Source organism: Shewanella sp. 10B (assembly GCF_023475885.1).
Taxonomy (GTDB): domain Bacteria; phylum Pseudomonadota; class Gammaproteobacteria; order Enterobacterales; family Shewanellaceae; genus Shewanella; species Shewanella mangrovisoli.
Map to the genome: position 1 here is coordinate 45,331 of NZ_JAMDJO010000006.1, position 24,242 is coordinate 69,572.

Annotated in this window: 26 protein-coding genes; 17 read left to right on the plus strand and 9 right to left on the minus strand. The window is 48.6% G+C overall.

Translation table 11 applies throughout. The features are described 5' to 3' along the window. Window positions 1–122 precede the first annotated feature (122 nt). The gene (speFL, locus tag M0415_RS21540; RefSeq protein ID WP_374897525.1) at window positions 123–239 is read right to left on the minus strand and encodes a leader peptide SpeFL; all 117 of its coding nucleotides are present in this window, start codon (window positions 237–239) and stop codon (window positions 123–125) included. Window positions 240–706: 467 nt separating this feature from the next. On the opposite strand from speFL, the gene M0415_RS17260 reads away from it, so the two are divergent. From M0415_RS17260 to M0415_RS17285, 6 genes are all read left to right on the plus strand, one after another. Beyond that, entirely contained in the window at window positions 707–1,255 is a 549-nt protein-coding gene (locus M0415_RS17260; RefSeq protein ID WP_249556401.1) for a YbhB/YbcL family Raf kinase inhibitor-like protein, read from the plus strand. 17 nt (window positions 1,256–1,272) lie between these two features. Continuing rightward, on the plus strand, window positions 1,273–2,031 hold the full coding sequence (locus M0415_RS17265; RefSeq protein WP_249556400.1) for a helix-turn-helix transcriptional regulator: 759 nt from the start codon (window positions 1,273–1,275) through the stop codon (window positions 2,029–2,031). 31 nt (window positions 2,032–2,062) lie between these two features. Continuing rightward, window positions 2,063–2,413 carry a YkvA family protein gene (locus M0415_RS17270; RefSeq protein WP_249556399.1) on the plus strand — a complete coding sequence of 117 codons (351 nt, stop codon included), beginning with the start codon at window positions 2,063–2,065 and terminating at the stop codon, window positions 2,411–2,413. Between the two features lie 178 nt (window positions 2,414–2,591). Next, entirely contained in the window at window positions 2,592–3,989 is a 1,398-nt protein-coding gene (locus tag M0415_RS17275) for a hypothetical protein (RefSeq protein ID WP_249556398.1), read from the plus strand. Between the two features lies 1 nt (window position 3,990). After that, the gene (locus tag M0415_RS17280) at window positions 3,991–5,028 is read left to right on the plus strand and encodes an acyltransferase family protein (RefSeq protein ID WP_249556397.1); all 1,038 of its coding nucleotides are present in this window, start codon (window positions 3,991–3,993) and stop codon (window positions 5,026–5,028) included. 88 nt (window positions 5,029–5,116) lie between these two features. Continuing rightward, entirely contained in the window at window positions 5,117–5,719 is a 603-nt protein-coding gene (locus tag M0415_RS17285; RefSeq protein WP_425383221.1) for a hypothetical protein, read from the plus strand. A gap of 78 nt (window positions 5,720–5,797) precedes the next feature. Here the strand turns inward: M0415_RS17285 and M0415_RS17290 are convergent, their stop codons facing one another. From M0415_RS17290 to M0415_RS17305, 4 genes are all read right to left on the minus strand, one after another. After that, complete coding sequence (locus M0415_RS17290; RefSeq protein WP_249556396.1) at window positions 5,798–6,379, minus strand: YSC84-related protein; 582 nt, start codon at window positions 6,377–6,379, stop codon at window positions 5,798–5,800. 138 nt (window positions 6,380–6,517) lie between these two features. Then, window positions 6,518–7,450 carry a hypothetical protein gene (locus tag M0415_RS17295; RefSeq protein ID WP_249556395.1) on the minus strand — a complete coding sequence of 311 codons (933 nt, stop codon included), beginning with the start codon at window positions 7,448–7,450 and terminating at the stop codon, window positions 6,518–6,520. Window positions 7,451–7,505: 55 nt separating this feature from the next. Next, complete coding sequence (locus tag M0415_RS17300) at window positions 7,506–7,907, minus strand: nitrous oxide-stimulated promoter family protein (protein WP_249556394.1); 402 nt, start codon at window positions 7,905–7,907, stop codon at window positions 7,506–7,508. 104 nt (window positions 7,908–8,011) lie between these two features. Beyond that, window positions 8,012–8,371, minus strand: coding sequence for a DsrE/DsrF/TusD sulfur relay family protein (locus tag M0415_RS17305; RefSeq protein ID WP_249556393.1), 360 nt, complete (start codon window positions 8,369–8,371; stop codon window positions 8,012–8,014). Between the two features lie 252 nt (window positions 8,372–8,623). Between M0415_RS17305 and M0415_RS17310 the strand changes: the two genes are divergently transcribed. The 7 genes from M0415_RS17310 (at window position 8,624) to M0415_RS17340 (ending at window position 14,303) form a co-directional block, all read left to right on the plus strand. Beyond that, window positions 8,624–9,541: a hypothetical protein gene (locus tag M0415_RS17310; RefSeq protein WP_249556392.1), complete on the plus strand. Its 918-nt coding sequence runs from the start codon at window positions 8,624–8,626 to the stop codon at window positions 9,539–9,541. A gap of 217 nt (window positions 9,542–9,758) precedes the next feature. Beyond that, window positions 9,759–10,070, plus strand: coding sequence for a hypothetical protein (locus M0415_RS17315; RefSeq protein WP_249556391.1), 312 nt, complete (start codon window positions 9,759–9,761; stop codon window positions 10,068–10,070). Window positions 10,071–10,081: 11 nt separating this feature from the next. Then, window positions 10,082–11,536 (plus strand): protein adenylyltransferase SelO, encoded by a 1,455-nt coding sequence (locus M0415_RS17320; RefSeq protein ID WP_249556390.1) that lies wholly within the window; start codon window positions 10,082–10,084, stop codon window positions 11,534–11,536. Between the two features lie 11 nt (window positions 11,537–11,547). Continuing rightward, complete coding sequence (locus M0415_RS17325) at window positions 11,548–11,841, plus strand: DUF3630 family protein (protein ID WP_086017278.1); 294 nt, start codon at window positions 11,548–11,550, stop codon at window positions 11,839–11,841. Between the two features lie 10 nt (window positions 11,842–11,851). Further along, complete coding sequence (locus M0415_RS17330) at window positions 11,852–12,889, plus strand: serine/threonine protein kinase (RefSeq protein ID WP_249556389.1); 1,038 nt, start codon at window positions 11,852–11,854, stop codon at window positions 12,887–12,889. 127 nt (window positions 12,890–13,016) lie between these two features. Next, window positions 13,017–13,628 carry a thiol:disulfide interchange protein DsbA/DsbL gene (locus M0415_RS17335; protein WP_133179225.1) on the plus strand — a complete coding sequence of 204 codons (612 nt, stop codon included), beginning with the start codon at window positions 13,017–13,019 and terminating at the stop codon, window positions 13,626–13,628. Between the two features lie 462 nt (window positions 13,629–14,090). After that, on the plus strand, window positions 14,091–14,303 hold the full coding sequence (locus M0415_RS17340) for a DUF1107 domain-containing protein (RefSeq protein ID WP_011624366.1): 213 nt from the start codon (window positions 14,091–14,093) through the stop codon (window positions 14,301–14,303). Here the strand turns inward: M0415_RS17340 and M0415_RS17345 are convergent. Further along, on the minus strand, window positions 14,300–14,521 hold the full coding sequence (locus M0415_RS17345; protein WP_086903028.1) for a cell division protein ZapB: 222 nt from the start codon (window positions 14,519–14,521) through the stop codon (window positions 14,300–14,302). The genes M0415_RS17340 and M0415_RS17345 overlap by 4 nt on opposite strands. A 179-nt stretch (window positions 14,522–14,700) precedes the next feature. Between M0415_RS17345 and M0415_RS17350 the strand changes: the two genes are divergently transcribed. After that, the gene (locus tag M0415_RS17350) at window positions 14,701–16,206 is read left to right on the plus strand and encodes a Na+/H+ antiporter NhaC family protein (RefSeq protein ID WP_249556388.1); all 1,506 of its coding nucleotides are present in this window, start codon (window positions 14,701–14,703) and stop codon (window positions 16,204–16,206) included. Window positions 16,207–16,262: 56 nt separating this feature from the next. Next, window positions 16,263–16,619, plus strand: a complete 357-nt coding sequence (locus tag M0415_RS17355) for a RidA family protein (RefSeq protein WP_037413739.1) — start codon at window positions 16,263–16,265, stop codon at window positions 16,617–16,619. A 159-nt stretch (window positions 16,620–16,778) separates the two neighbouring features. On the opposite strand, the gene M0415_RS17360 is transcribed toward M0415_RS17355, so the two are convergent. Together M0415_RS17360 and M0415_RS17365 are read right to left on the minus strand one after the other, a co-directional pair. Next, window positions 16,779–17,114: a hypothetical protein gene (locus tag M0415_RS17360; RefSeq protein WP_249556387.1), complete on the minus strand. Its 336-nt coding sequence runs from the start codon at window positions 17,112–17,114 to the stop codon at window positions 16,779–16,781. A gap of 17 nt (window positions 17,115–17,131) precedes the next feature. Continuing rightward, complete coding sequence (locus tag M0415_RS17365) at window positions 17,132–17,398, minus strand: Rho-binding antiterminator (protein WP_249556386.1); 267 nt, start codon at window positions 17,396–17,398, stop codon at window positions 17,132–17,134. A gap of 70 nt (window positions 17,399–17,468) precedes the next feature. Here M0415_RS17365 and M0415_RS17370 point away from each other — a divergent pair, with 70 nt between their 5' ends. Then, window positions 17,469–18,284, plus strand: a complete 816-nt coding sequence (locus tag M0415_RS17370) for a DUF1223 domain-containing protein (RefSeq protein WP_249556385.1) — start codon at window positions 17,469–17,471, stop codon at window positions 18,282–18,284. A gap of 156 nt (window positions 18,285–18,440) precedes the next feature. Continuing rightward, window positions 18,441–19,532, plus strand: a complete 1,092-nt coding sequence (locus M0415_RS17375; protein ID WP_088212265.1) for a branched-chain amino acid aminotransferase — start codon at window positions 18,441–18,443, stop codon at window positions 19,530–19,532. Between the two features lie 58 nt (window positions 19,533–19,590). On the opposite strand, the gene M0415_RS17380 is transcribed toward M0415_RS17375, so the two are convergent. Then, window positions 19,591–24,108 (minus strand): EAL domain-containing protein, encoded by a 4,518-nt coding sequence (locus M0415_RS17380; RefSeq protein ID WP_249556384.1) that lies wholly within the window; start codon window positions 24,106–24,108, stop codon window positions 19,591–19,593. Window positions 24,109–24,242: the final 134 nt, after the last annotated feature.

Here is a 24,242-nt window from a genome sequence, read left to right on the forward strand (position 1 = left end):
CTAAAGAATGCTTTGATTTAGGTGCGAGATAATAAACCTGTAAAAACAGTACGATAAGTGTATGCGCTTACAAGGGCAATACCACTTTAGACCTGTTAATTGGCCTACTACCTACGCGAGGATTAGCGAAGGAAGATGTATGAATGGTCGAAATAGTCACGTTGGCTTGGCATCATGATATGTCTGGTGCGCCGGATGTGAGCCATGATTTTTGATTTCCTCTTCATATACAACTCCATTATGAGATTAGAGAAAATGATTGATACGTTTTATTACGGTATGGAGTTTATCTGTGTGTTATCAATAAAAATATGTTCAGTGTCGTATTTTTAATTAGCTGTAATTATTTATTTCAATATTTTTACCAAATTAAATACAGTCAATCATCCTTAAGTATCATTATCTAAATAACGAAAGTAAATATTGTCAAATAAGTAATGAAATTTAAAAAATGCATAAATTAATAAATGATAAATATCTAATTGCTCGCAAACCACAGTATTAATTTGCTTGGTGATTTATAAGGTACGCTATATTTGAATAAAAATGCAGATAAAGTCTTTACAAAATCACTTTGGTGCTTAAAGATGACAAAAAGCCGCCACTTTTTCTCAATTTTGAGCATTTAGGGAAGAAACTTGGCGTTTTGAGGCAGGTTTGCCACTTAAGACTGACGTAAATTAGCCCTAATCTAAAGGAGATAATGATGATGCATTTACATAAGTGGATAGTCGGAATTGGGTTATTAACGGCGGTATTCAGCTCGGCGCAGGCCATGACCTTATCGAGTAAAGATATTGGCGAAGGTCAGCAATTATCGAATCAATTTGTTTTTAATGGTTTTGGCTGTAATGGCGAGAATCTTTCTCCCGAACTCACTTGGCGTGACGCCCCCAAGGGCACAAAAGCCTATGCGGTGACGGCTTATGATCCAGATGCGCCAACAGGCAGTGGTTGGTGGCATTGGGCCGTCTACAATATTGGCGGTGAGCAACAACAGCTAGCCCAAGGTGCGGGCTCTAAAGCCAACGCCTTACCTAAAGGGGCGATTGCGCTAAAGAATGACTTTGGCACCACCGACTTTGGTGGCGCTTGTCCGCCGCAGGGGCATGGCATGCACAGATATGTCTTTACTGTGTGGGCGCTACCTTCGCCATTAGAGTTACCTAAAGAAGCATCTCCTGCGCTGTTAGGTTTTATGCTCAATGCGCAGGCCTTAGGCAGCGCTAAGCTGACCGCTGTGTATCAGCGTTAATCGTGCAGGGCTGATGCATGATCCGCATGTTTGAATACGACTCTAAACTGGCGCAGTCACTTTCGCGGGTTCCAGTGCATCAGCCCTCGATTATCCGCGTTATTCAAGGCGAGAAGTCGCTGCTCTGGCAAGATGATGCCCTGGCCGTGAATGCTGAGCAGCTGTTATTGTTACCCGCCGGAAGCCATATCAGCTTCGTTAATCGGCCTATGAGCGGGCGCTATCGAGCGGTGCAACTCCTCTTACCCTATGAGTTACCCTCAGGCGTTACGCTGGCGGCAACCGATAGGATGATACCAAAGCCCACGCAAACGATTTCACGCTCGGTTGATTTTGCTTGGAATGCGTTACTGCACAGCCTGACCTTAGCACTACCCACATCGGTGCAGATGCATTATTTAGCCGCTTTGCTGCTGAGTTTACCGCAGCAAGCGAGCGTCAATTGGCTTTACAGTCATAAACCTGCAAACGTGAGCCAAGCGGTGCTGGGCATACTGGGACAACATCCTTCAGCCCCATGGCAGCAAGAGGACATCGCCGACAAGTCGCATATGAGCACTGCCAGTTTAAGACGTAAACTGGCGCAGGAAGACACCAGCTTTAGGCAATTGCTCGCCGAAGTGCGTTTGTGTCAAGGCTTAACCCTGCTACAAAACTCGACGGATTCCGTGCTACAAATTGCCTTGGCCTGCGGTTATTTGTCGGCAGAAAAATTCTCGGCGCGCTTTAAACAGGCCTTTGGCCTGACACCCGCCGCGTATCGCCGTACACTGTGAGGAGCGTTAATCGTCATTACAAGGAGTCGACATGGCAGAAGAACAATTCACTGAGACTGGTTTTTGGAACAAAATCAAAATGTTTGGTCGCCAAGCTGGGCGTGAAGTGGTTGAGCGTGCCCTTTGGCTTTACTATGCGGCGCAAAAGCCCAATACGCCTAAGTGGGCCAAGTCAGTGATTTTTGGGGCCTTGGCTTACTTTATCTCACCTTTAGATGCGATCCCGGATTTGACCCCTTTAGTGGGTTTTACCGATGACTTGGGCGCCTTAGCGGCGGCACTTACTATGGTTATGCTCTATATTGATGATGAGGTGAAATCCCAAGCAGCAGATAAGTTGGCGCTGTGGTTTGGTGATGAGCCTGCTGAGCCTAAGTCTTAGGCGCGAAAATGGCGACATCTTTTAGGCTAAAAATATGATTTTATTAGTGGTTAATGAATAGGCTTTATCCTAGTTTTTTAAGGGTAAAAATATTTTTTGTGAAACGTTTCACTATTGGTTAATTGCGCTATATGCTAGCGCTGTTTTGTGAACCCATTGTGTGTGTTTAGGCAAATAAATGAAAAATATTATGGCGGTGATCCTGTGGTTTTTAGGAGTCTCTGCCGCCACCCCCGTGTTCGCCGATAAGGCCTCGCCAGAACAACTCGCCCGCCTGTACCTCGATTTTATGGCTCAGACCAGTCGCCAGAGTGAAGCCCTGTGGCCAGGATTTCGTCTCGACGATAAAGTGCACCTCTTTAGCTACGCGGGCAACGTTTGGTTGCGCCAACCCGGCGGTGAAATTATCCAAGACAACAGCGTGTTAGAGTCGGTTAACTTGCACTCTGGGTTATCGATTAACTTTGGTTTTCCCCAATATCAAGGGCAAGCGGGTGTGCTTATCCAGCTCGAGTCGCCGACGATTCAATTCGAAAGCACGACCAAAACCGCCGATTTACCTTTTGTGATTTGGGCTGGCAACAGCGTGCACGAGGCGTTTCATTTTTATGCCCAATCCGAGTGGCGGGTGTTAGAGGATGCGCGTCGATATGAAGGCGAGGTTTATCCACTCAACCTCGATGCCCGTTATTACCGCTTACAACTGTTTAATGCCTTGATGTCGGCCTTAAAACAACCCGATCAGCAGGCGCAGTATTTAGGCTATGCCGCTTACTGGTTACAAGTGTGGCGGCAAACGGCGCCTAACGAAGATAAAGTCAGTTATGTAAATGACTTAGTCGAAGGCAGCGCCAGATATGTCGAGTTAATCGCGGGTGCGCGCTTCTTAAGTCAAAACCAGTCCTACCTCGGCTATCAGCAAATCCTGTTGCAGTACGTGCAGGATTATTATCAACAGCAGCAAATGCTCGGTGGCTGGACGGCCGAGGCCGAGAATATCGGCGCGCTGGCTGGAATATTGCTCGATAGCACTCAAGATGCCTATGTGTGGAAAGAGTCAGTGATGTCGGGCATGTTACCCGTGGATTTACTGCTGAGTCGCATCAAGCCGATTGCTCCGCCCGTTGCCCAGAATATGGCGCAGAAGAAACGGTTGCAGGACATGCTGGCCTACTATCCGGCGACTGAGCAAAAACTGACCCAGTTACTTAAGGATGTGCAGGACCCGAAAGTGCCGTTATTGGTGATGCCGAGTGTGAGCGATAGCAGCAGTTTTATCGATGTGGGTGAGGTGCGCTCTGGGTTTTATGTGGTGCCCTATCAAGAAGAAATGACCCAAGCCTATTTAGGTATGAGTTCACAATTCAGTAACTTAAATGTGAGTGGCAGTCCGTTGTTGGATGTGCCCTTACAGAATTATTGTGAGGGCATTGAAGCCGCAACTCTGTTACCTTTGGGGTTCACCTTTCAGCGCGAAGGTCAGTATTTGGTGTTCAATGAGCCGGAAATCCATGGCACCATCCGGGTTTCTGCAAGTGTTGTTGAGGGAAGAACCCTCTACTGTGCGATGAATTAATATGAGAAAAAATCAGCTCGAATTTACCTACATGCGCGGCATCGCGATTATTTTTATCGTGCTTGGCCACAGTATTTATAACTCTGGGGAAGGGTTTCCGTTACTGCTAGAAAATTTACTCAGGGGTGGCACGGCGTTGTTCGTGTTTATCTCTGGTTATTTTTTCCATCGGATTTTTTATAAGGACTTCGATTACGGCAAGTTTATGAAGAATAAGGTACAAAACGTACTTTATCCCTTTTTATTCGTTTCTGTTATTGGCTTGTTCTGCTTAAGTTTACGTTGGGTTTTCCTAGAGCATCAACCGCTTGAACAGGTGTTACTCAGTATTTTTTATACCGTGCGTAATGGCTACATCCTGTATCCGCACTGGTATATCCCGTTTATCATGGCGGTGTTTTTATTCTCGCCAGTGTTTTTGTGGTTTATCCGCTGCTCGCAGCAGATGCGTTGGACCCTATTCGTGCTGAGTTGTGTGGTGGCGATTCTGCTCCACAGACCCATAGGTAACGTCAACTTTATCCACTCAGTGGTGTATTTTATGCCTTTCTATTTGATTGGTATTTTATATTCCCAAGATGAACATATTGTGACGCGCTACGGCTCTATTTTCAGTGCGTTAGCGGTGATCTTTCTGATTGTGAGTCTAGTCGAGCAAAGCTACATAGTGCAGCACATTGGTAACTACCATAAGGCGCCGTTTGAATATAATGGCATCGACTGGCAGTTTATCCAAAAGCTGAGTCTGTGTGTGTTAGTGCTTAACTTCTGTGATTGGTTGTCGAAACGCAGTCGCATCCCTTGGCTAGTCGAAACCGCCGAGATGAGCTTTGCGATTTTCTTCATCCATCCGTTATTTGACATGTTGTTTAATACGGTCGCCACAGTGTTACGTTATCGTCTACCACCGGGGTCTTGGGTCACCAGTATCCTGTTCTCGGCAGGGATTTTTATCTTCCTGATGGTGGGCAGTATTATCACTGCACGTTTTATCAAAAAACGCTTAGGCAACCGTTCACGTCTGTATATCGGTTGGTAACGCCAAGCGAGCTTACGCAGGGGAATTAAGTTTAAATTTATTCCCCTGTGTTAGCGTGTTTTTCATCGAATTTTCCATGGAAAACATAATGAAAACTATCACCCTACCACGCCTTGGAATCGTCGGCCTTATGATGGCGACACCGGTATTTGCCAATGCGGCTACCGAACCTGCACTTGCCATAGAGCAAGAGACTTTCTTCAATCAATTAGCGTCCCATTGTGGCAAAGCATTTGCGGGTAAAGTGGTGTCAACGGACAGCGCCGATGCGGCTTTTCGTGATAAAGCACTGGTGATGCATATGCGCGAATGCAGTGATACTGAGCTGAAAATTCCGTTCCATGTGGGTGATGACCACTCCCGTACTTGGGTGATCACAAAAACGGCTCAGGGCTTAAGATTAAAGCATGATCACCGCCATCAAGACGGGACGGAAGATAAAGTGACTATGTATGGCGGCGATACGGCGAGTGTCGGCTGCAGTCAAAAGCAGTCATTCCCTATCGATCAGGCATCGATTGATAACTTTATGCAAAACGGCCTGACCCAGTCAGTCACCAATGTGTGGCATATGGAGGTTACGCCAAGTACTTTCAGCTACCTGCTGACCCGCGAGAATCGTCATTTCCAAGTAGATTTTGACTTGAGCCAACCGCAGCCGTTGCCGCCGACCCCTTGGGGACATAAGTAAGCGCTATCGGGGATAAAAGAAAACCTCCTAATCCTGTGGAATAGGAGGTTTTTTTATGGGGACGACATGGACTAAAACTTAGTTGCCTCTGGGCTCGAAGGAGAAGGATTGTCCCGCCAGCGCCGCTTCAAACATTAATCCACCTTTGGCAACGGTAAATACCGCCATACCATTGATATAGGCGGCAGTTGCCGATTGATTACCACCCGCTTGGCCTGCGCCTGCCGAGTTACCTGTGGTGCCCGCTTTCGCATTTGCGCCCATGTTAATCGCAACGGCCGAGGCCTGTGCATCGAACTCGAAACTGCCACTGGTGAACTCGTTGTAGGATTTGGCATCTTTAAAGAAGATGATTTCGCTATAGGCTTGTCCGCCTAGCTGAAAACCAATGGAGAGCTGGGTCAGGCTAGAGTCTCCCATATATTGACCCGCTTGAAAGACGCGACCTTTGCCGTAGGCGGCGCCAATACCAATTCCGCCTTTACCGACTGTGGGGAAAAGGGCATAACCATAGGCGGTATCAAAAAATTTGCGCGTTTCCTTTGCTTGGTGAAAATTATTTAAAGCCTCGGTGTAGCTATCGTCGGCCTGAGCTGCGGTTGCCATAAAGCTGGCAATCAGACAGGTTGATGCGACGATAAGGGATAAAAATGATTTCATGGCGTTCCTCCTTAATGCTTAGGTTCCATCAGACTACCCTTTGTTTTAACAAATGACAGCCTAAAGCTGAGTTCATGTCAGCTGGGGTTCAGTTTATTCAGAGTGGCATATTGCCAGTTTTGATTACTCAGTGCTGATTTAGTTCTGTGGCTTTGGGGGCGTATCGGTCGATTTTTCTTTGTTATCGGTCGATTCCTGCTGCAGTTGTTGCAGGAATTCAAACTCTTCGGGCGTGAGTATCTCAGAAGATTGAGGCTCTGCCTTTGGCTGTGGGGCCGACATATGTCCTCTTAGATAGGCGGTGCGGGTGATCTGCTTGAGGCCATAAGCCGCCAGCAGGTAAAAGCTTAACAGCAGGCTTAAGCGTGGCAGCGCATGGGATAGGGTCGAGAGTGAATCCCCAAGATAAAAGGGGAGCACTACCACAAATACCCTTAATAACCAGTTAAATAGCATGGCTAAGGTCAGGCCGAACAACCAGCGGAAACGGATCAGCTTTAAGGTTTGTTGTGGTGCATCGTTATTCTGTTGCTGGCGCAGTTTATGCCGTTGGAACAGTCGCCAGAGTGCAACAAAATAGGTTGCTGTCTGGATAAACAGCAGTAGCGGTAAGGCGAGGCTCCAATGGCTGAAATCGATATCTTGCCGATATTTAAAGAATTCCGCCTGAAACCAAATCGCATTTTTGTGTAGATTCAACCGCACCGCGATATCAATCATGGCCAAGCATAAGGTGAGTAGTGCTGGCCAATAATGCCGCGAAAAGCCAATGGGTGAGGTGTTTTGCTCTAGACTGCGTTTACAGTAGAGGTAGAGCAGCGGCATGAGTAAGAAGTAAATTGGGGTGATCAGGTTAAATAACACATGGATAGGGATCGGCGTGTTATCGCGGTTGAGCATGCCCGTCAGGAAGTACAAGCCGATAAGACTCAAGAAGCCCGCAAGCAGTTTTTGGTTATTGTTTGAGTGGTAGAAGTAGCGAATATAAATAGCTAGCGCGAGGCAATGTAAGCCACCAAATAAGGATAACCACCAATAGGCTTGAGCAAAAAACGTATTAAATTCGTTCATTTTAAGCACCTCGACGCCTTGTTATAACAGGGAATTTCGAGGTGCAAAAGTGTTACTAAAGGTTTTTCTGTGAAATTGCGATGCGTTGATGGCGATTAGATGCCGCCTCGGGTACAGATGCGGGTACTGGCTGACGCTCTGCCAGTAAGTGTTTGATTGCGCGAATGGGATGCGGTAACAGCATTCGTGGGCCAGCGAAAATCATGATCTCTTTGACCTGCGCCTTTTGCGCCGGTTTATAGCAGTGCACTGGGCACTTATTGCAGGTGGGTTTATCTTGTCCGTAGGGGCAACGATCGAGGCGAACGGCGGCATACTCTAGCAGCGCTAAACATTCTTCACACAGGCCGGATGCCATTTGGCCTTGGTGCTTAGCTTTGCAATAGATCTTCGCCATCGCGCTAATGGTTTCATGCTCGTAGCGCAGTTTACCTGTGAGTAGGGCCGCTGAGTCCATGGGAATACCTTAGTCTGTTACTCGGATAATCCCATCATAAGCAGCGGCGCGGGCTTGTTCAAAATTGAAGTGTCAATTTATGAAGGTGCGCACAAAATGAGACTTTAAATATGCATCACCTTATCGGCGGCCAGCGTCCAGCGAGTGAGATCCTGTAAAGTGCCAATTTCGGCGCCCTCTAGCAGCATCTCGGGGTTAACGCCCCGCGCTTGGGCGCAGGTTTTACAGAGTAAAATCGGGACTTGCTGAGCGCTTAGGATCTCAAACATCTGTTGTAGGTTGTAACTGAGGTCTGGAGTCGTTTGATGCTTAAGGGCGCCAAACACCGCATCTGACATTAAAAAGATTTTTAAATCAACTTGTTGCTCGGTGTGATCCTTCAGCGCCAACGCGATACGTAGGCTGTTGAAAAGTTTTTCTGTGCCATAGGGGCTGGCGTGGGCAACGATCAGAATGTTTTGCATTAGGCTTTCCTTAATTTTTGCAAATGGTCATAAACCCTAACAGTCTAGCCGAATTGCGCCTATCGATTTGCGTGCAAGATCGGATAAAACGGCATAAATACTTGATTTACACAGACACTATGGACTTTAATAGCGGTTAATCTCTGCTCAACTTTTGGACAGAATCCCTTGCCAGCTTCAGGTTATTGAGTCGCCCTGGCAAGCCAACTGCAATCGCTTCTGATGGGAAGCAGCCATTAAAGGTGAAGAAGAATGAAGGTCGTTGTCGTTTTTATACTGATCGCTATCGGAGTGTTTTTATTTCGTCGTGCCCAGCGCTTGGCGAAGGAAGAACAAGAAGCAATGATGGCGAAGAAATCAACCGAAAAGACAAGGGATACAAGCGCTTCGTCCGATGAGGCTGAACCTACGCCTGACATTGCTCCTGCTGCGACGAACGAGTCAGCGGCCGCTTCTGCTACGAAAGCACCCGAAGTTGAATTAATGCCAAGGGACGTTGAGCCGGCGAGTCGGGTCGAGATAAGCGAAGATATTATCGATGTCGAGCTCCCCGCAGCTAGCAATGAAAAGAGTGTGATTATCCTTGCCGATGTCCATTCTGCCGATGCCGATAAAGACTCTGCAATCCCTAAGGATGAAGCTCCGGTCACCAAGGCGAGTGAGGCCCAAGAAGAGTCGGTAGTCGTCGACACCCCAGTTAAAGCTAAAGAAAGCGCCGAGAGTTCGCCTGAGGTGGCAAGCACTCGTTTGGCAAAAGACGAGCCTCTTGCAGCCCTAGGTTCATGGGCGAATGTGACCCTGCAACGCGCAGCAGAAGAATATCAAAGTGCACAGACGGCATTGGCGCGCTATAACGCGTTACAAAACGTGATTGCCGAGTGCTACAAGCAGCGCAAATCGGCCGAATATTTAGCCTATGGTGCAGCGCTGCATGAGTTGTATCTTGCATTATTCCACAGTGCGAATGCCGAAAAGCCCAAAGATCTTGAGCTTAAAACCCCTGGTTTTATGCAGCTCGCGACCCTGTTAAATGATACCCAAGACTTTGATAAAGCGATTGCGCTCTGCCAAGAGGCGATCAAACTTGGTTTAACCGATGGCACAGTCACGGGATTTGAAGGACGAATTAGCCGTATCGAGAAGGCGCAGGCGAAAGCGGCGACGGCCTAAGGTCGTTGTCTGCTCGCGATTGTAGGATTCGAGCCTTTGGTACTCAAACGCGATTAACGATGCGCTTGAGATACCCTTAGCCGAAAAGCGGTTATTTAACTGGGTAAAGCCGTGTAGAATCCTGATACTTACCGCGCAAAAGGCGAACTAAGGTTCGCTTTTTTTATGGGCTATTTTTATGAAGTGTGTTGCGAGCTGTTTTAACCGAATCGGCAAAATGAAATTATCCTTGGCCATCTTGTTTGCCTGCCTCAGCCTTGGCTTGAGTGGCTGCACTAAAACCCCTGAATGGACGCTATTCTATTATCCTACGGCGACCTCACTGCCAACGACGCCATTACAAACCTATGATATCAATGGTTATTACGACACTCTCGAACAATGCCAACGCAAAGCCCAAGGGTTACAACGCTTAATGGGATCGGGTGTGAGTGGCTTCGAGGCCAGTGGTGCCGGCGTCTATCAATGCGGCCTGCAGTGCGAGTTTAACGACAACTCCGTGCTCGTGTGTAAGCAGCTCGTTCAATAGGGAAAGCATTGATGAAGTTTAAACAGGATTTTTTTACCCAGTTGCCTGAGTTTTACGCTCAAGTCTATCCGCAGGGGATAAGTAATCCCCATTGGCTGGCGTGGAGCGAGGATGCCGCCAAGCTAATCGACTTACAGCAGCCGACGGATGCCTTATTGCAGGGATTATCGGGTAACGCGGCCGTTGAGGGCGCAAGTTATTATGCGCAGGTGTACAGTGGCCATCAGTTTGGTGGCTATACGCCCAGATTAGGCGATGGCCGCTCGATTATCTTGGGTGAGGCATTAGGCCCCCAAGGCGCTTGGGATGTGGCACTCAAAGGCGGTGGGCCGACGCCCTATTCTCGCCATGGCGATGGCAGAGCCGTGATGCGCTCTGCGGTGCGGGAGTTTCTTGTCTCTGAAGCGCTGCATCATTTAGGCGTGCCGACGACCCGAGCATTGGCAGTGATCGGCTCTGATATGCCCGTCTGGCGTGAGAGCCAAGAAACCGCAGCCATTACCGTGCGTTTGGCGCGCAGCCATATCCGTTTCGGTCATTTCGAATTTTTCTGCCATAGCGAGCGTGGTCAAGCCGATAAGCTCACGCAGTTACTCAACTTTACCTTGAGGCAGCATTATCCGCATTTGAGCTGCGATCTGGCGGGCTATAAAGCCTGGTTTTTGCAGGTGGTACAAGATACCGCTAAGCTCATCGCCCATTGGCAGGCTATCGGCTTTGCCCACGGGGTGATGAATACCGACAATATGTCGATTCTGGGGAACAGTTTCGATTTTGGCCCGTTTGCCTTCCTCGATACCTTCCAAGAAGACTTTATTTGCAATCATTCCGACCCAGAAGGGCGTTACGCCTTTGGTCAGCAGCCCGGCATTGGCCTGTGGAACCTGCAACGTTTAGCGCAGGCGTTGACGCCAGTGATCCCATCCGATGATCTAATTGCCGCCTTGAATCAATATCAACATGCTCTAGTGCAGCATTATTTGATGCTGATGCGCGCTAAGTTGGGATTGACTGAGCGAGTGGATTCGACAGCCGAGCAGGATCAGCAGGACTTAGAACTGATTGGCCGCTTTACCGTGCTGATGGAGAAAAATCAGCTGGATTACAGCAACACGTGGCGCCGCTTCGGTCAGCTTGACCCAAGCTGTGTGCACTCGTCGCTGCGGGATGATTTTATCGATCTCAAGGAGTTTGATGCTTGGTATCAGACCTATCAGGCACGGCTGGGTAAAGTTACCGATGTTGAGGCATGGCAACAGGCGCGTGATAGCGTCAATCCCAAGTACATTCTGCGCAACTATTTGGCTCAAGAGGCCATTATTGCTGTGGAGGAGGGGAATCTTGCGCCGCTAGAGCGTTTGCATCAAGTATTGCGCCAGCCGTTTGCCGAACAAGTTGAGCATGAAGATCTAGCCAAGCGTCCACCCGATTGGGGACAAGGGCTGATTATGTCGTGCAGTAGTTGATGGAAGTAAAGATGAAATTAGAAGCCATTCAATTAGATAGAGCCGCGTTAAGCTTAAGTGTGAGCGGCGATATCGATTTTGACCATTTCGAGGCCTTTGCCGAGCCACTAGCCCATGCCTTAGACTGCCGAGTGCGCGAGCGCCAATGGGGCGCGGATCGCCATCAATGGCTATTGGAGTTTGAGGGCACCTCGCTTTGGCTCAATTATGAGTTTTACGGCAATATCTGTTGGCTGAGTGTGGAACGTGAGGCCGATTTTGAGGTGCTGGAATACCTTGCCACACTTTTAAAGTCCTATGTATGAGAGAGTCGCAATGAGCCAAGATAAGTTAGCCCCATCTCAGGGCGTCGTTGATGATGCGCATTCGGGCGCAGCCTTTGACTTTCAAGCCTTAACGCCGGATTTGATTTTAGATGCGATCGAGAGTCTTGGGGTGTATCCAGAGACAGGCCTACTCGCGCTCAATAGTTACGAAAACCGCGTGTATCAATTTCGCAGCGATGAAGGGCAACGCTATGTGGTGAAGTTTTATCGCCCCGATCGTTGGACCGATGCGCAGATCCAAGAAGAACACGACTATGCCATCGCGCTTGCCGAGCAGGAAATCCCAATGGCGGTGCCCGCAGCTGTGCAAGGGCAGACCTTACATCATTTCCATGGCTTTCGGTTTGCACTGTTTCCCTCCATCGGCGGTCGTCCCTTTGAGGTGGATAATTTAGAGCAGTTGGAATTTGTTGGGCGTTTTATCGGTCGTATACACCAGTACGGCGCGCAGTCGACGTTTAAGGCCCGTGAGCCACTAAATCCCCAGATCTTAGGCGATGAACCTTTAGCCTGGTTAAAGCAGTCAGATTTAGTGCCAAACACACTGCGCCCCGCGTTTTTTACCGTGGTGGAGCAAGTGTTGGCGAAGGTGAATCGCATGTGGGCGCAACAATCTTTTACGCCCATTCGTCTGCATGGGGATTTACACCCGGGGAATATTCTTTGGACACCCGATGGGCCTGGGTTTGTGGATTTAGACGATGCCCGCATGGGACCGGCTATTCAAGATTTATGGATGATGCTGACGGGCGATAGAGCGCAGCAGCAACTGCAACTCGAGGTATTACTCGAGGCCTATGAAGAGTTTTGTGAGTTCGATACTCAGCAGTTGGCGTTGATTGAACCCCTACGCGCATTACGGATGGTGCACTATAACGCTTGGATTGGCAGGCGTTGGCAGGATCCTGCTTTCCCTATGCATTTCCCCTGGTTTGGGGATGAAAAGTATTGGGAACAGCAGATCTTGGCTTTTAAGGAGCAACTCGCGGCACTCGATGAACCGCCGCTGAGCCTGATCCCCTACTAAATGTGTGAACAGGGTGGAATTACGCACCTCTTAGCCCAAACCGATTGAACTCTCGGCTTGAGTTACACTCAAAAAATGAAATATGTTAGGCTCCAGCTAGTTTTGAAAATTGATTTAAGGAAAATTCATGAAAAAAGCATTACTTATGGTGGTAGCGCTGTTATTGGCTCCATTAACTGTATCGGCAGTTGAGTACAAAGAAGGCGTACACTACACAGTGATTAACGACGGCCCAGCGACAGCTAAGCCTGAAATCACCGAGTTTTTCTCTTTCTATTGCCCACATTGCTTCAACTTCTCTAAAACTGTGGTGCCTAAAATTTTGGCTGAGAAGCCAGAAGGTGTGGCATTTAACCAAGCCCACGTTGACTTTATCGGTAAGGAAATGGGCGTAGAAATGTCACGCGCCTTTGCCGTAGCACACCAATTGAATGTGGACGAGAAAATGGATGCGGCTTTATTTTCTGCCATCCATGAGAAGAAACAACACTTCACTAACCGTGATGACGTGCGCGCCTTGTTCGTGGCTAACGGCGTAGACGGCAAGGCCTTCGATGCGGCGGCTGACTCTTTTATGGTGAAAGCGCAAATGGCGAAGATGAAGCGTGATACTGAAAACGCGAAGATTTCAGGTGTGCCAGCCTTAGTGGTGAATGGCAAGTACCGTGTCGAAACTGGTGCCATCAAGTCTTACGATGAACTGTTAGATATCGCTTACTACTTAGCCAAGAAACAGTAATGATCACCGGATTGCCGTCGTTTTATCATCATTTTGTAATCTAACTGATTGATACTGCGAGCATAAAACTAAAGGAGCCTAGCGCTCCTTTTTTATTGGCTGAAGCTCGGTCCCTTGGCCGTGACAGTTAAACTCGCCGCTTGCGGACTTAGGTGTTTGGCAAAAAAAGAGTAAAAAAAACCGTACTTCCGATAATCGGAAAGTACGGACTTGAGCCAGAGGGCTCATTTTTACCCTGAGTAACCTGGCTAATTTAACGATGCGTCAAAATAATGTCAATAGTCAATTTTTTGACGTTTGTTTATTGTAAAATAAACTGAACTGATTATTTAATTAAATCATTTGGTTAAGCTGTTTGAATTGTAAATCTTGAAAAAAATCTATCAGAGATGAAACTCAATAGGTAATGCTTCTGTCAAACAACTGTAATCAATAACAACAAGAATGCATGTAGGGGGTTGTATGAGAGTTTTCCCTGTATACGCACCGAAGCTTATTGCAAAGCATGCGCGTATTTTTCTCACTGGCGTGATATGGGTTAAAGACTTAGGTCGATTAGAATTTGAAAAAGGGCGTTTTTTATTGCCAAGAAAAAGCCTGCCAAAAGTGAAGCAGGCTATCTTAGAGCTGAACGAACTGATTGAATCGCAGAATCATCAAACTAAAACAGCTTAGATTTCACTGTTGAGCAGGCCAACAAGTCCAGTGACTTTGTCGTTCCAAGAAGCGAGTTCTTGTTGCAGTTGTTGGTTCTGCTCAGATAATTGTTGATTTTGCTCATTCAAGGTCGACGTCTTTTGCTTCTCTTCCTCTAGCTCCATTTTTAGAAGCTCGATGGTTTCGAGTGTAGCCTGGATCTTGGTTTCCAGTTTGGACAGTAATTCAAGGCTCATCTGGAGAGTCCTATAGTTTCTGGATGGGACTGTGATTCTAGCAGTGCCAAGAGCATAAGGAATAGCAGTCTTTTTCGTTTGGTCAAAAAATGCCCGATAACCGCGTGCGAATTTAAGTTTTTTTGCATTTGTTACTAACTCGTTAGTATTCTTGGGTTTATTTATTATCGGAAAGGCCCATGTCGCCGAATCTGCTTGCGATACTTCCCCTGTTATTAACCCTAGTGTTAGCCCTTTGGCTGCGGCGCACCTTAGTGGCGCTAGGTGTCGGTATCCTCTCGGGCGCCTTAATCATTGCCCACTTCGATATAGTGCAAAGCTTGGGCTATCTACTGGATATTGCCGCTAAGCAGTTTTACAGCCAAGACGCTTGGCAGTGGTGGCATTTAAACGTACTGATGGCCATGTTACTGCTGGGCAGCATGACACAGCTTCTCGCCAGAAGCGGTGCGGTCGAGCAATTTGGTGATTGGCTATATCGACGTATTCGCACGGGGCGACAGGCGCGTATTGGTGTGGTGCTGCTGGGCTGGTTGGTCTTTATCGACGGTATTTTTAGTTGCCTCGCTGTGGGGCATGTGTGCCAACCTTTGAGCCAGCGTTATGGTATCCGGCAGACGCAGCTGGCCTATTTAGTCGATTCTAATGCGTCGCCGCTCTGCTCACTCTTGCCTTTTTCGAGCTGGGGGCCCTATGTGATGGCGCTGCTGGCGGGACTCAGCTTTTTACCCGTTTCCGCCCTTGAAGCCTTTATCGACGTCGCCTTATCCAATTTTTATGCGATAACCACCTTAGGCTTGTCGCTGATTGTGGCTTGGTTTGGGATGGGGTTTCGCCCCATCGAGAAGGCGCTATTGGCGGCAGAGCCCGTTGAGCCAAGTTTATCGCCTTCAAAGGGGAATCCTTGGCTGCTTGCTATCCCTATGCTGACCTTGCTGGGCGCCTCAGTCGGTTTAACGCTTTGGTCTGGCGCGCAGCAGGTGCCATCATGGGATATTTCGGTTTGGTTAGCCAAGGCCGATATTGGCGCTGCGATGCGCGATGCCTGTCTGTTATCGACCTTAGTGACGCTAGTGTTGTTGATGTTGTCGGGCCGAAGCATAGGGAAACTGCTGGGCGACTTGGCGCATGGGGTGCGGATGATTGCCTTTGCCATCGCGATTTTACTCTGTACTTGGATGATAGGCGCGGTGATCCAAGATCTGGGTGTGGCGAGCTTATTGGCGGCTTGGGCTAAATTGTATTTATCCCTGAGTTTGCTGGTGGCGGGGATGTTTCTGCTCTGCGCTATCATGGCCTTTGCTACTGGCTCAAGCTGGGGCACCTTCGCGATTATGATCCCCATCGGCGGGGAAATTGCCCATAACATGGATGCTAGCTTGCTGTTGCCTGTATTGAGTGCAGTGATGGCGGGTTCGGTGTTTGGCGATCATTGCTCACCGATTTCCGATACTAGCGTGTTGAGCGCAACGAGCTCAGGCTGCTTACCCCATGACCATGTGGTGACTCAACTACCCTTTGCGTTAATCGGGGCGGGTGCGGCATTAGTGGGATTTCAGTTAGTTAACTTATCCGTTGCAACCCTATTCGTGTGGTGTGGGGTCATAGGCACTGCGCTAGGGTTATTGGCCTTATTGACACGCTTTTATCCACCTTGGCTGAGCGCTCGTTCGCAGACAAACTGAGCCTTTCGGGTTAGAATGCCCGCAGAATTAACCATTTGATTTAAGAGATTATCCCTATGAGCATTACCCGTTTAGATGTTGGTACACGTATGAGCAGCATAGTGATCCACCAAGGCACTGTGTACTTATGTGGCCAAGTGGCAAAGGATAAGTATCAAAACATCACCGAACAAACGACGACTATGCTAGAGGAAGTCGACACTCTGTTAGCGCAGGCGGGCAGTTCTCGGGAGCACTTGTTGTCAGCCACTATCTATTTAAAAGATATGAATGACTACGATGCCATGAATGCGGTTTGGGATGCTTGGGTGCCACAGGGACATGCGCCAGCCCGTGCCTGTGTACAGGCGGCGATTGCCGAGCCTGAATATCTGGTTGAAGTCTCTGTTATTGCTGCGGTGGCCAAGGCATAACTCGCTATCTTATCTCAGTAAGTAGTAAAGCTAAGTTGAACTTGGCTTTACTCGCCCTCAACCATGTAGCCTCAAATGATGCTGCACATCTATCGTGACAAGGTTACGCAACGCGACCTTTCATTAGAGCGCGATCTTTAACTAGCACAAGATCTTCAGTTAGAAATAGTGGGCTAAGTTCGCCGGAATATGTGGGCTGTGTGATGCATACTGCGCCAGCAAGCCTTGGGAAAGGGCCTCAATATCCAGCGTTGGTAAACCTTGCTCTATGATGCTCACGGCCCAAGGTGCGTGAAGTTTGAGTTGATGATAATCCTCGGTTTCGACAAACCGTGCCAACGAATAACGGCTACCGCCTAATCCATGTCCCCAACCTTTGCTAACGTCAAAGGGGGAATCGAGACGCTCGCTATCAAACTCCACCAAGTAGGGGGATTGGCCGTGGTGACCGCCAGTCCAATCACCTAAGTCCAATAACAGAATCATCCTTGCCATTGATTTTTGCTCCTTTGCTACTGGCTGGCAATCATAACACGGCCAAAACTGGCATGGGGATCCGTGGGGGTGATGGCGATAATGCTATCTAGCCGCAGTGCTTGCTGGCCCGCTTGATGTTCGACGACCAGCCATTCGGTCTTATCGGCGTGGGTTTGGGTTGTGATTGCTCGTGCTTGGCACAGGCTACCGTCCTGTAGCTCAATGTCAAGGCGATAGCCGTGCATACAAGCCAGCTCAAGGTAGTCGTAGTGGGCACAGGGGATCATTTTGTAGTCAGACATCATCTTTCCTCTGGTGTGAATGATTTGGATGTGATTCAAGGTCTTCTTCTCTATTAAGGGAGGATAAATAATGAAACGCATCCTATTAGTGATTATTTTGTTCTGGCCGCTGTTGCAACCCGTGCTTGCTCAGTCGTTGGCGCCTTTTGAAGCGCAGAGTGCCGTGACCCGCCCTTATATTATCGAACTTTATACGTCACAGGGTTGCAGTAGTTGCCCGCCCGCCGAAGCTTGGTTAGCTGAACAGTTTAATAAGACCGACCTATGGCAGAAATATTTTCCATTAGCCTTTCATGTGACTTATTGGGATTACCTAGGATGGAAGGATATTTTTGGCCAAAGGGCTTTCAGTGAGCGCCAATATCAGCATTTAAACCAAAAGCATACGCGGCAAGTGTATACGCCGCAGTTTGTGATTAATGCTAAGGAGTCGCGTGGTTGGTTCTCGGGTGAGTTAAGCGGGCTCTTTACAGAGGCTCAGCCTGAGGTCGGTGTGCTTAAGGTGCGCATCGCCAATCAGCAACTTGAGGCGAGTTTTGTGCCTCAGCCCATTTGGGCGCAGGATAAAGACTTACATCGAGCGCGTTTGCACTTGGCCTTGGTCGGATCGGGTTTTACGACAGAGATCAAACGCGGCGAAAATCGCCATAAACAATTACCCCATGATTTTGTGGTGCTGAGTTTGCAATCTTTGCCCGCAAGTACTGTGCTTACGGGTGTCACAGACCCCGCGCTGCAGTTTACCCAATCCCTCGATGCCATTCCCGCATCAGCGCTTAACGCACCCCGCTTGGCGTGGGTGGCCTGGTTAACGCTAAATGAAGAACCCATACAAGCCGTGGGCGGCTGGCTTGAGGCGCCGCAGGGCGAAATCCAAAGTCAATAAGCGAGTATGAATGAGGCGATTTGCCCTAACGGCAAGTTGTTAAGACATCTTTTTAACAGCTTATTTTATCGGCTAAGACTTTTAGATGAATCTCACCTATTGACTTTATTCCTGCCGCTACCTAGTCTGCTTGTTCAGTAATCAAGGTGGTATGCGATGGAAATAAAATACGATTTAAAACCTGCGTCCGAACGCCGTACTGAGCAATTCAAGCCCGAAGGAAATGTGGGCTTCGGTAGCCTCAGAACCGATCATATGTTTTTAATGGATTATCGCGATGGTGAATGGCGCGATCCACGTATTGTGCCCTACGGTCCGTTTGAAATGGCGCCGGGTGCGATGGCCCTGCATTATGGTCAGTCAATCTTCGAAGGCGCCAAGGCCTTTATGCATGAAGATGGCGAAATTTACACTTTCCGTATCAACAAAAACGCCGAGCGTATGAATCGCTCTGCGGATATTGTCTGTATTCCTAATATCGATGAGCAGATGCAAATCGATGCGATCAACGCCTTGATCGACGTAGACCGTCTCTGGTTCCCGATGCAAGAAGGTGCCTGTTTATACATTCGCCCCTTTATTTTTGCGACTGAAGATCGTCTGTCTGTGAGTCCAAGTACGCGCTACACATTCTGCGTGGTGTTAAGCCCAAGTGGTGCTTACTACGCGGCGGGTGTGAATAAAGGCATTCGTCTGCTGATCAGCAAGACTTACCATCGCGCCGTGTCGGGTGGTACTGGCGCTTCTAAAGCGGCGGGTAACTATGCTGCCTCATTACGTGCCGGTAAAGCTGCCGCGCAGTTTGGTGCTTCGCAGGTGCTGTATTTAGATGCAAACAATCAACAGATTGAAGAAGCGGGCGCCATGAACCACTTCCACATTCTGAAAGACGGCACAGTGATTATCCCAACCTTCACCGATACCATCTTAAAATCCATTACCTCGCAATCCATTATGGAGCTGGGTGAGTTACTCGGCTGCGAAGTGCGCCAAGAGACTGTTATGCTGGATAAGTTTATCGCCGATATCGAGTCCGGTGAGATTATCGAAGCAGGTGGTTTTGGTACGGCCGCCGTAGTGTCTGCTGTCGGTTCCTATATTTTTGAAGATGGCCGAGTGGTGACCGTGGGCAACGGTGAAGTGGGTGAGCATATTCAGCGCATCTACAAGCTGTATACTGATATCCAGAAGGGCCATGTTCAAGGCCCGGATGGCTGGGTGAAACGTGTTGAGCGTGTCGCACCTTAATAGTCAGATTAATCAATAAAATAAGGCTCCTCTAGGGAGCCTTATTTTTTATCTGGTTTTATTTTATCCGTTGTTGCAACAGCGCTAAGCAATCCTGGGCACTGAGCGGCTTGCTGAGCAGGAAGCCCTGTACCTGATCGCAACCTTGCAGCGCTAAGAAGTTCAGCTGCTCTTGGGTTTCTACCCCTTCCGCCACCACATTTAACTCTAGGCTGTGGGCGAGGGCGATAATCGCACTGGTAATGGCTGCATCATCTGGGTCGTTGGTAATGTCGCGCACAAACTCACGGTCGATCTTTAAGGTATCGATGGGAAAACGTTTTAGATAACTCAAGCTTGAGTAACCGGTACCGAAATCATCCACGGCGATGGTCAAACCTAACGCCTTGAGTTTAGAGAGGATATTCACCGACTCCTGCGGATTACCCATGATCATCGACTCGGTTAATTCCAGCTCGAGCGCCTTGGCGGGCAGGCCCGATACCGCAAGGGCGACTTCGATGGTTGAGATAATATCGGCCTTCAATTGCCGCGCTGACAGGTTCACTGCCATGCTGATATCGCCAAAGCCTAACTCACTCCACTCGGCAAGCTGTTGGCAGGCGTGGTTGATCACCCAATGGCCAATCTGGTTAATAATGCCGGTTTCCTCCGCCAGCGGAATAAATTCGGCGGGTGAGATGGGGCCTAATTCGGAATGGTGCCAACGCAGTAACGCCTCGAGTCCGGTCAGAGAACCTTTGCGCAGACAGAATTTGGGCTGATACACCAAGCTTAACTCATTGCGAGAAATAGCCTGCTTAAGCCCCGCCTCGAGTTGCACATGGCGTGTTGCCATCTCATTGAGTTTATTAGTGTAAAACTGGAAGTTATTCCGCCCGAGTGCCTTAGCGTGGTACATGGCAGTGTCGGCAAACTTAATCAGCGAATCCACATCTTCTGCATCGTTGGGATAGAGGCTGATACCAATCGAGGTCGAAATGGTTAGGGACTTATCATCGAGTAAGAAGGGGGCCTGAAAGGCCTTGAGCACTTTTTCGGAGATCAGCGTCGCCGCTTTGGTTTTCGCCACGCCTTCTAAAATAATAGTAAATTCATCGCCACCTAAGCGGGCCACAGTGTCCCCTTCGCGAACGGCATTTTGCAGTCTGTGGGCCACGGCTTTGAGGAGTAGATCGCCAATATGGTGCCCCATGGAGTCATTGATATGCTTAAAGCGGTCGAGGTCTAAAAACAGCAGGGCGACGATATTATTCGACCTATGGGCTTGAGATATGGCGTGGTTGAGCCTGTCCTGGAATAAGGTGCGATTCGGCAGTCCAGTCAAGGTGTCGAAACTGGCAAGGAAGCGGAGATCCTCTTCGGCCTTTTTACGCTCTGTGATATCGGTAAACACCGCCACAAAGTGGCTAGTTTCGCCTTTTACATCGATCACTTGGTTGATCTCAAGCCACACCAGAATTGCCTTACGCGCCCTGTTGCGGATCCAAATTTCACCCGCCCAATGTTTATGGCGTAGCAGTTGCTGCTCAATACTGTTGAACAGATCTCGCTGCTGCCGGCTGTAGGCTAAGTGAATTAAATATTTATCACTGATTTGCCGCTCCGAATATCCGGTAATCGCGCTAAAGGCGGGGTTTACCGAGCGGATACGATAGTCTAAACCTGCTACTACAACGGCTTCGTTCATGCTGTTAAGCACTTGGGAGGAGAGCACCAGCTCATTCTCGATCAGCTTGCGGGAGGTGATATTACGGGTGGTGCCCGTCATCCGAATGGGCTGTTCCTGGGTGTTGGTCTCAACCACTTTACCGCGCTCGAGGATCCACAACCAGTTGCCCGGTGAATGCTCGATGCGATATTCCATTTCAAAAAACGGTGTGCGCCCCTGTAAATGGTCGGTCAAGACTTGTTTAAAGCGCTCTCTATCCTCTGGGTGGGCATTGTCGTGCAGCAGCGTGTGGCTGCTCCACTGGGAAACCGGAATATCCGTATGAGTACGATAGACCTGCTGTTCTTGGATATTCCAGTCCCACATGCCATCGCCTGAGGCCCACAGTGCCAGTTTGAGTCGTTCTTCAGAGGCGCGGATGCTGGTTTCAAACTCTTGTTGTTGTTCGCGCTTCTGTTTACGCCACAACACTATCCAGCCTAGTAGACCAAGTGCTAGCAGAACATAGAGTGCATAGGCAATTTGCGAGCGATAGAAGGGCGCTTTAACCGTTAAATCGACCAGCAGCGCATAGCTGCCCTCGCTGTTGTACTCCAAAGAATGGCGAACATGGAGCACATAGTGGCCGGGATTGATATTGGTAAAGGTGATTTCATTCCCCGAGGGCAGATCATGCCATTGGTTATCAAACCCTTCGAGATAATAACTAAAGCGATTTTTCCCCGTGTAACTGAAATCGAGTGAGGTGACCTCAAAGCTGACGAGCTGGTCGTCATAGTTCATCAGGATTTTAGGCGGATGGCTAAGATCGAGGATAGTGTGCCTCTTACCCGCAATTTTATAGGCCGTTAGGGCGACTTTGGCTTCGCTTCTTTGGTCGGGTATCGCCTTAGGATTAAAGCGGTTGATGCCGTTAATGCCACCAAACCAGAGGTCGCCATCGCTGTCTTTGAGTTTGACGCCACCGTTAAACTCTAACGCCTGCAAACCTTCTTGCTCGTTGAAGTTGATGATTTTGCCATTGCTCGGATTCAACTTGCCGATGCCCGCATTGCTGCTGAACCAAATATGGTGCTCATCGTCTTCGAGCAGGGCGTAAATCGTGTCGCTCGGCAGGCCTTGTTCACGGGTGTAATCCCTAAAAACCATATCCTCGGCTTGGGCCGATAGCCTGCTAATACCGCCGTGGGTCGCGAACCAGACGTCACCATTACTTGCGACTAAAATGTCTCGAATCCGATTGTTAATAATGGTGTTTTTATTTTCTGGGTCATGGTAAAAGGCTTGGCCTTGACCCGTTTGCATATCGAGTTTAACTAAACCATTGAGTGAACCAATCCACAGAGTATTGCCGTCGGCTCTGAGCATCAGCAGCAGGTTTTGTGTGGGATGAAAATTCTCAATATCTGTGAGTGGAACAGAGGTAAACTCATCCTTTTCAAGCGCTTTTCGATACAAGGCGTGGGAGGTCGCTACCCAGAGTTGGCCCTGAGCATCTAGCTCTAAGCTACGAATATAGTTCGCTTCTGAGGCCGGATCTTGGCTTTGAGTAAGCTTAAGCAGAGTAAATTCACCGCTCGGGGTTAAACGTCCTAAGCCATAATTGCTGGCAAACCAGAGCACACCTTGTCTGTCTTGGGTGATCGCACGCAGGACAAGATTTAAATGGCGCGTTTCTTTACCGAGCGCCTTAGCAAAAGCCGAAGTGTAATGCTCATATTGTTTAGCATTAAAGGCTAAGCGCTTGAGGCCTGCGCCTTCGGTACCTATCCACAGTGCTTTATCCTGACTACGAAACATGGTGCGGATATTATTGCTCTGCTGAGGTAATTCGGTTGTATATTCAAATAGATGTTGGAAGTACTGCCGACGGGTGTTGATCTTGTTCAAGCCAGAATAACTTCCCCCGAGCCAGAGATTGCCGAAGGTGTCTTGCAATAAACAGAGGATATTATTGTCGCTGATACTGTTGGGACGCTGCATATCGTATTTATGATAAGCCGCAACGAAACGCCCCGCCTCACGCTCCAGCTGAATAAGACCCGCTTCGGGGCCGACCACCCAAAACTGTCCTTGGGGTGTTTGAATAAAATCCTTGAGGTAAGGAATATCGTCCTCTGCCTGCCAGAGAATACTCCCTTGGTGTGAAACCAAATCGTAATGCCAAAGCTGATTACCCAACGCTAAGGTGATGGCGCGAGTCGAATTCGCTTTAATCTGGTAGGCGGTCAGATCCTGCGGCACATTCAGCCTAGTGATGGCATTTGAACTCAGCGCAAAGGTGCCACTGGTCCTTGTTCCCGCCAGTAGATAGGTATTTTCAACATTGGCGAGGCTAGTGATATGCGGCTCGACGCTGTTGCCGAGGGAGACTTGCGTGATCCGCTGAGTTTTAATCGACAGTGAAAACAATCCGCCTTGGGTACCAATCCACAGCGTATTGCCGACAATATTGAGTTTGGTCACTCTAGGATCGGTTAGACCCTGTTCAAGGCCAAAGCGCTCAAAGGTCCCCGTATTGAGATCGAGCCGATTAACCCCTTGGCTAAAGGTGCCAATCCACAGATAACCTTCAGCATCTTGAATAATGTCTGAGATAAAGCTTTCTGAAATGCTGCTGGGATTATTCGGCGAATGAATAAAGAGATTGAAATTATAGCCATTGTAACTATGTAGGCCGTCCTGAGTCCCAATCCAAAGCATACCCGCACTGTCCATAAACAGGCTGGTAATTGTATTCTGATTTAAGCCTTCTTCGCTGCGGATATGTTCAAATTTCAGCTGTGTGTTAGCCGCATTTAAAGGTAATGCTGAGCCTGTGAGCGGCGCCCCGCACCAGCTTAGTAAGCAGAGCGCGCCGAAGAAAAGTTTAAGGACTGGATGGCTCAAAGTTACCCCTATCAAGACCCATTAACCCATTACTGGGAGGTATTATGTATTTACCTTGGGGATGCCGCGTGTAGTGCAACGGAAGACGCAGCTCAGTTAAATTTCAAAATTAATAATCAGTATATTCACGGATTTATAGGACGCAAAAT

Coding starts and splice junctions, on each gene's coding strand:
- M0415_RS17355 (WP_037413739.1), top strand. CDS start 16,263: ATGAGCATTACCCGTTTAGATGTTGGTACACGTATGAGCAGCATAGTG.
- M0415_RS17285 (WP_425383221.1), top strand. CDS start 5,117: ATGAAAACTATCACCCTACCACGCCTTGGAATCGTCGGCCTTATGATG.
- M0415_RS17305 (WP_249556393.1), bottom strand. CDS start 8,371: ATGCAAAACATTCTGATCGTTGCCCACGCCAGCCCCTATGGCACAGAA.
- M0415_RS17330 (WP_249556389.1), top strand. CDS start 11,852: ATGAGCCAAGATAAGTTAGCCCCATCTCAGGGCGTCGTTGATGATGCG.
- M0415_RS17315 (WP_249556391.1), top strand. CDS start 9,759: ATGAAATTATCCTTGGCCATCTTGTTTGCCTGCCTCAGCCTTGGCTTG.
- M0415_RS17350 (WP_249556388.1), top strand. CDS start 14,701: ATGTCGCCGAATCTGCTTGCGATACTTCCCCTGTTATTAACCCTAGTG.
- M0415_RS17300 (WP_249556394.1), bottom strand. CDS start 7,907: ATGGACTCAGCGGCCCTACTCACAGGTAAACTGCGCTACGAGCATGAA.
- M0415_RS17375 (WP_088212265.1), top strand. CDS start 18,441: ATGGAAATAAAATACGATTTAAAACCTGCGTCCGAACGCCGTACTGAG.
- M0415_RS17275 (WP_249556398.1), top strand. CDS start 2,592: ATGAAAAATATTATGGCGGTGATCCTGTGGTTTTTAGGAGTCTCTGCC.
- M0415_RS17260 (WP_249556401.1), top strand. CDS start 707: ATGATGCATTTACATAAGTGGATAGTCGGAATTGGGTTATTAACGGCG.
- M0415_RS17360 (WP_249556387.1), bottom strand. CDS start 17,114: ATGGCAAGGATGATTCTGTTATTGGACTTAGGTGATTGGACTGGCGGT.
- M0415_RS17345 (WP_086903028.1), bottom strand. CDS start 14,521: ATGAGCCTTGAATTACTGTCCAAACTGGAAACCAAGATCCAGGCTACA.
- M0415_RS17265 (WP_249556400.1), top strand. CDS start 1,273: ATGATCCGCATGTTTGAATACGACTCTAAACTGGCGCAGTCACTTTCG.
- M0415_RS17365 (WP_249556386.1), bottom strand. CDS start 17,398: ATGTCTGACTACAAAATGATCCCCTGTGCCCACTACGACTACCTTGAG.
- speFL (WP_374897525.1), bottom strand. CDS start 239: ATGGAGTTGTATATGAAGAGGAAATCAAAAATCATGGCTCACATCCGG.
- M0415_RS17290 (WP_249556396.1), bottom strand. CDS start 6,379: ATGAAATCATTTTTATCCCTTATCGTCGCATCAACCTGTCTGATTGCC.
- M0415_RS17325 (WP_086017278.1), top strand. CDS start 11,548: ATGAAATTAGAAGCCATTCAATTAGATAGAGCCGCGTTAAGCTTAAGT.
- M0415_RS17370 (WP_249556385.1), top strand. CDS start 17,469: ATGAAACGCATCCTATTAGTGATTATTTTGTTCTGGCCGCTGTTGCAA.
- M0415_RS17320 (WP_249556390.1), top strand. CDS start 10,082: ATGAAGTTTAAACAGGATTTTTTTACCCAGTTGCCTGAGTTTTACGCT.
- M0415_RS17340 (WP_011624366.1), top strand. CDS start 14,091: ATGAGAGTTTTCCCTGTATACGCACCGAAGCTTATTGCAAAGCATGCG.
- M0415_RS17310 (WP_249556392.1), top strand. CDS start 8,624: ATGAAGGTCGTTGTCGTTTTTATACTGATCGCTATCGGAGTGTTTTTA.
- M0415_RS17280 (WP_249556397.1), top strand. CDS start 3,991: ATGAGAAAAAATCAGCTCGAATTTACCTACATGCGCGGCATCGCGATT.
- M0415_RS17270 (WP_249556399.1), top strand. CDS start 2,063: ATGGCAGAAGAACAATTCACTGAGACTGGTTTTTGGAACAAAATCAAA.
- M0415_RS17295 (WP_249556395.1), bottom strand. CDS start 7,450: ATGAACGAATTTAATACGTTTTTTGCTCAAGCCTATTGGTGGTTATCC.
- M0415_RS17335 (WP_133179225.1), top strand. CDS start 13,017: ATGAAAAAAGCATTACTTATGGTGGTAGCGCTGTTATTGGCTCCATTA.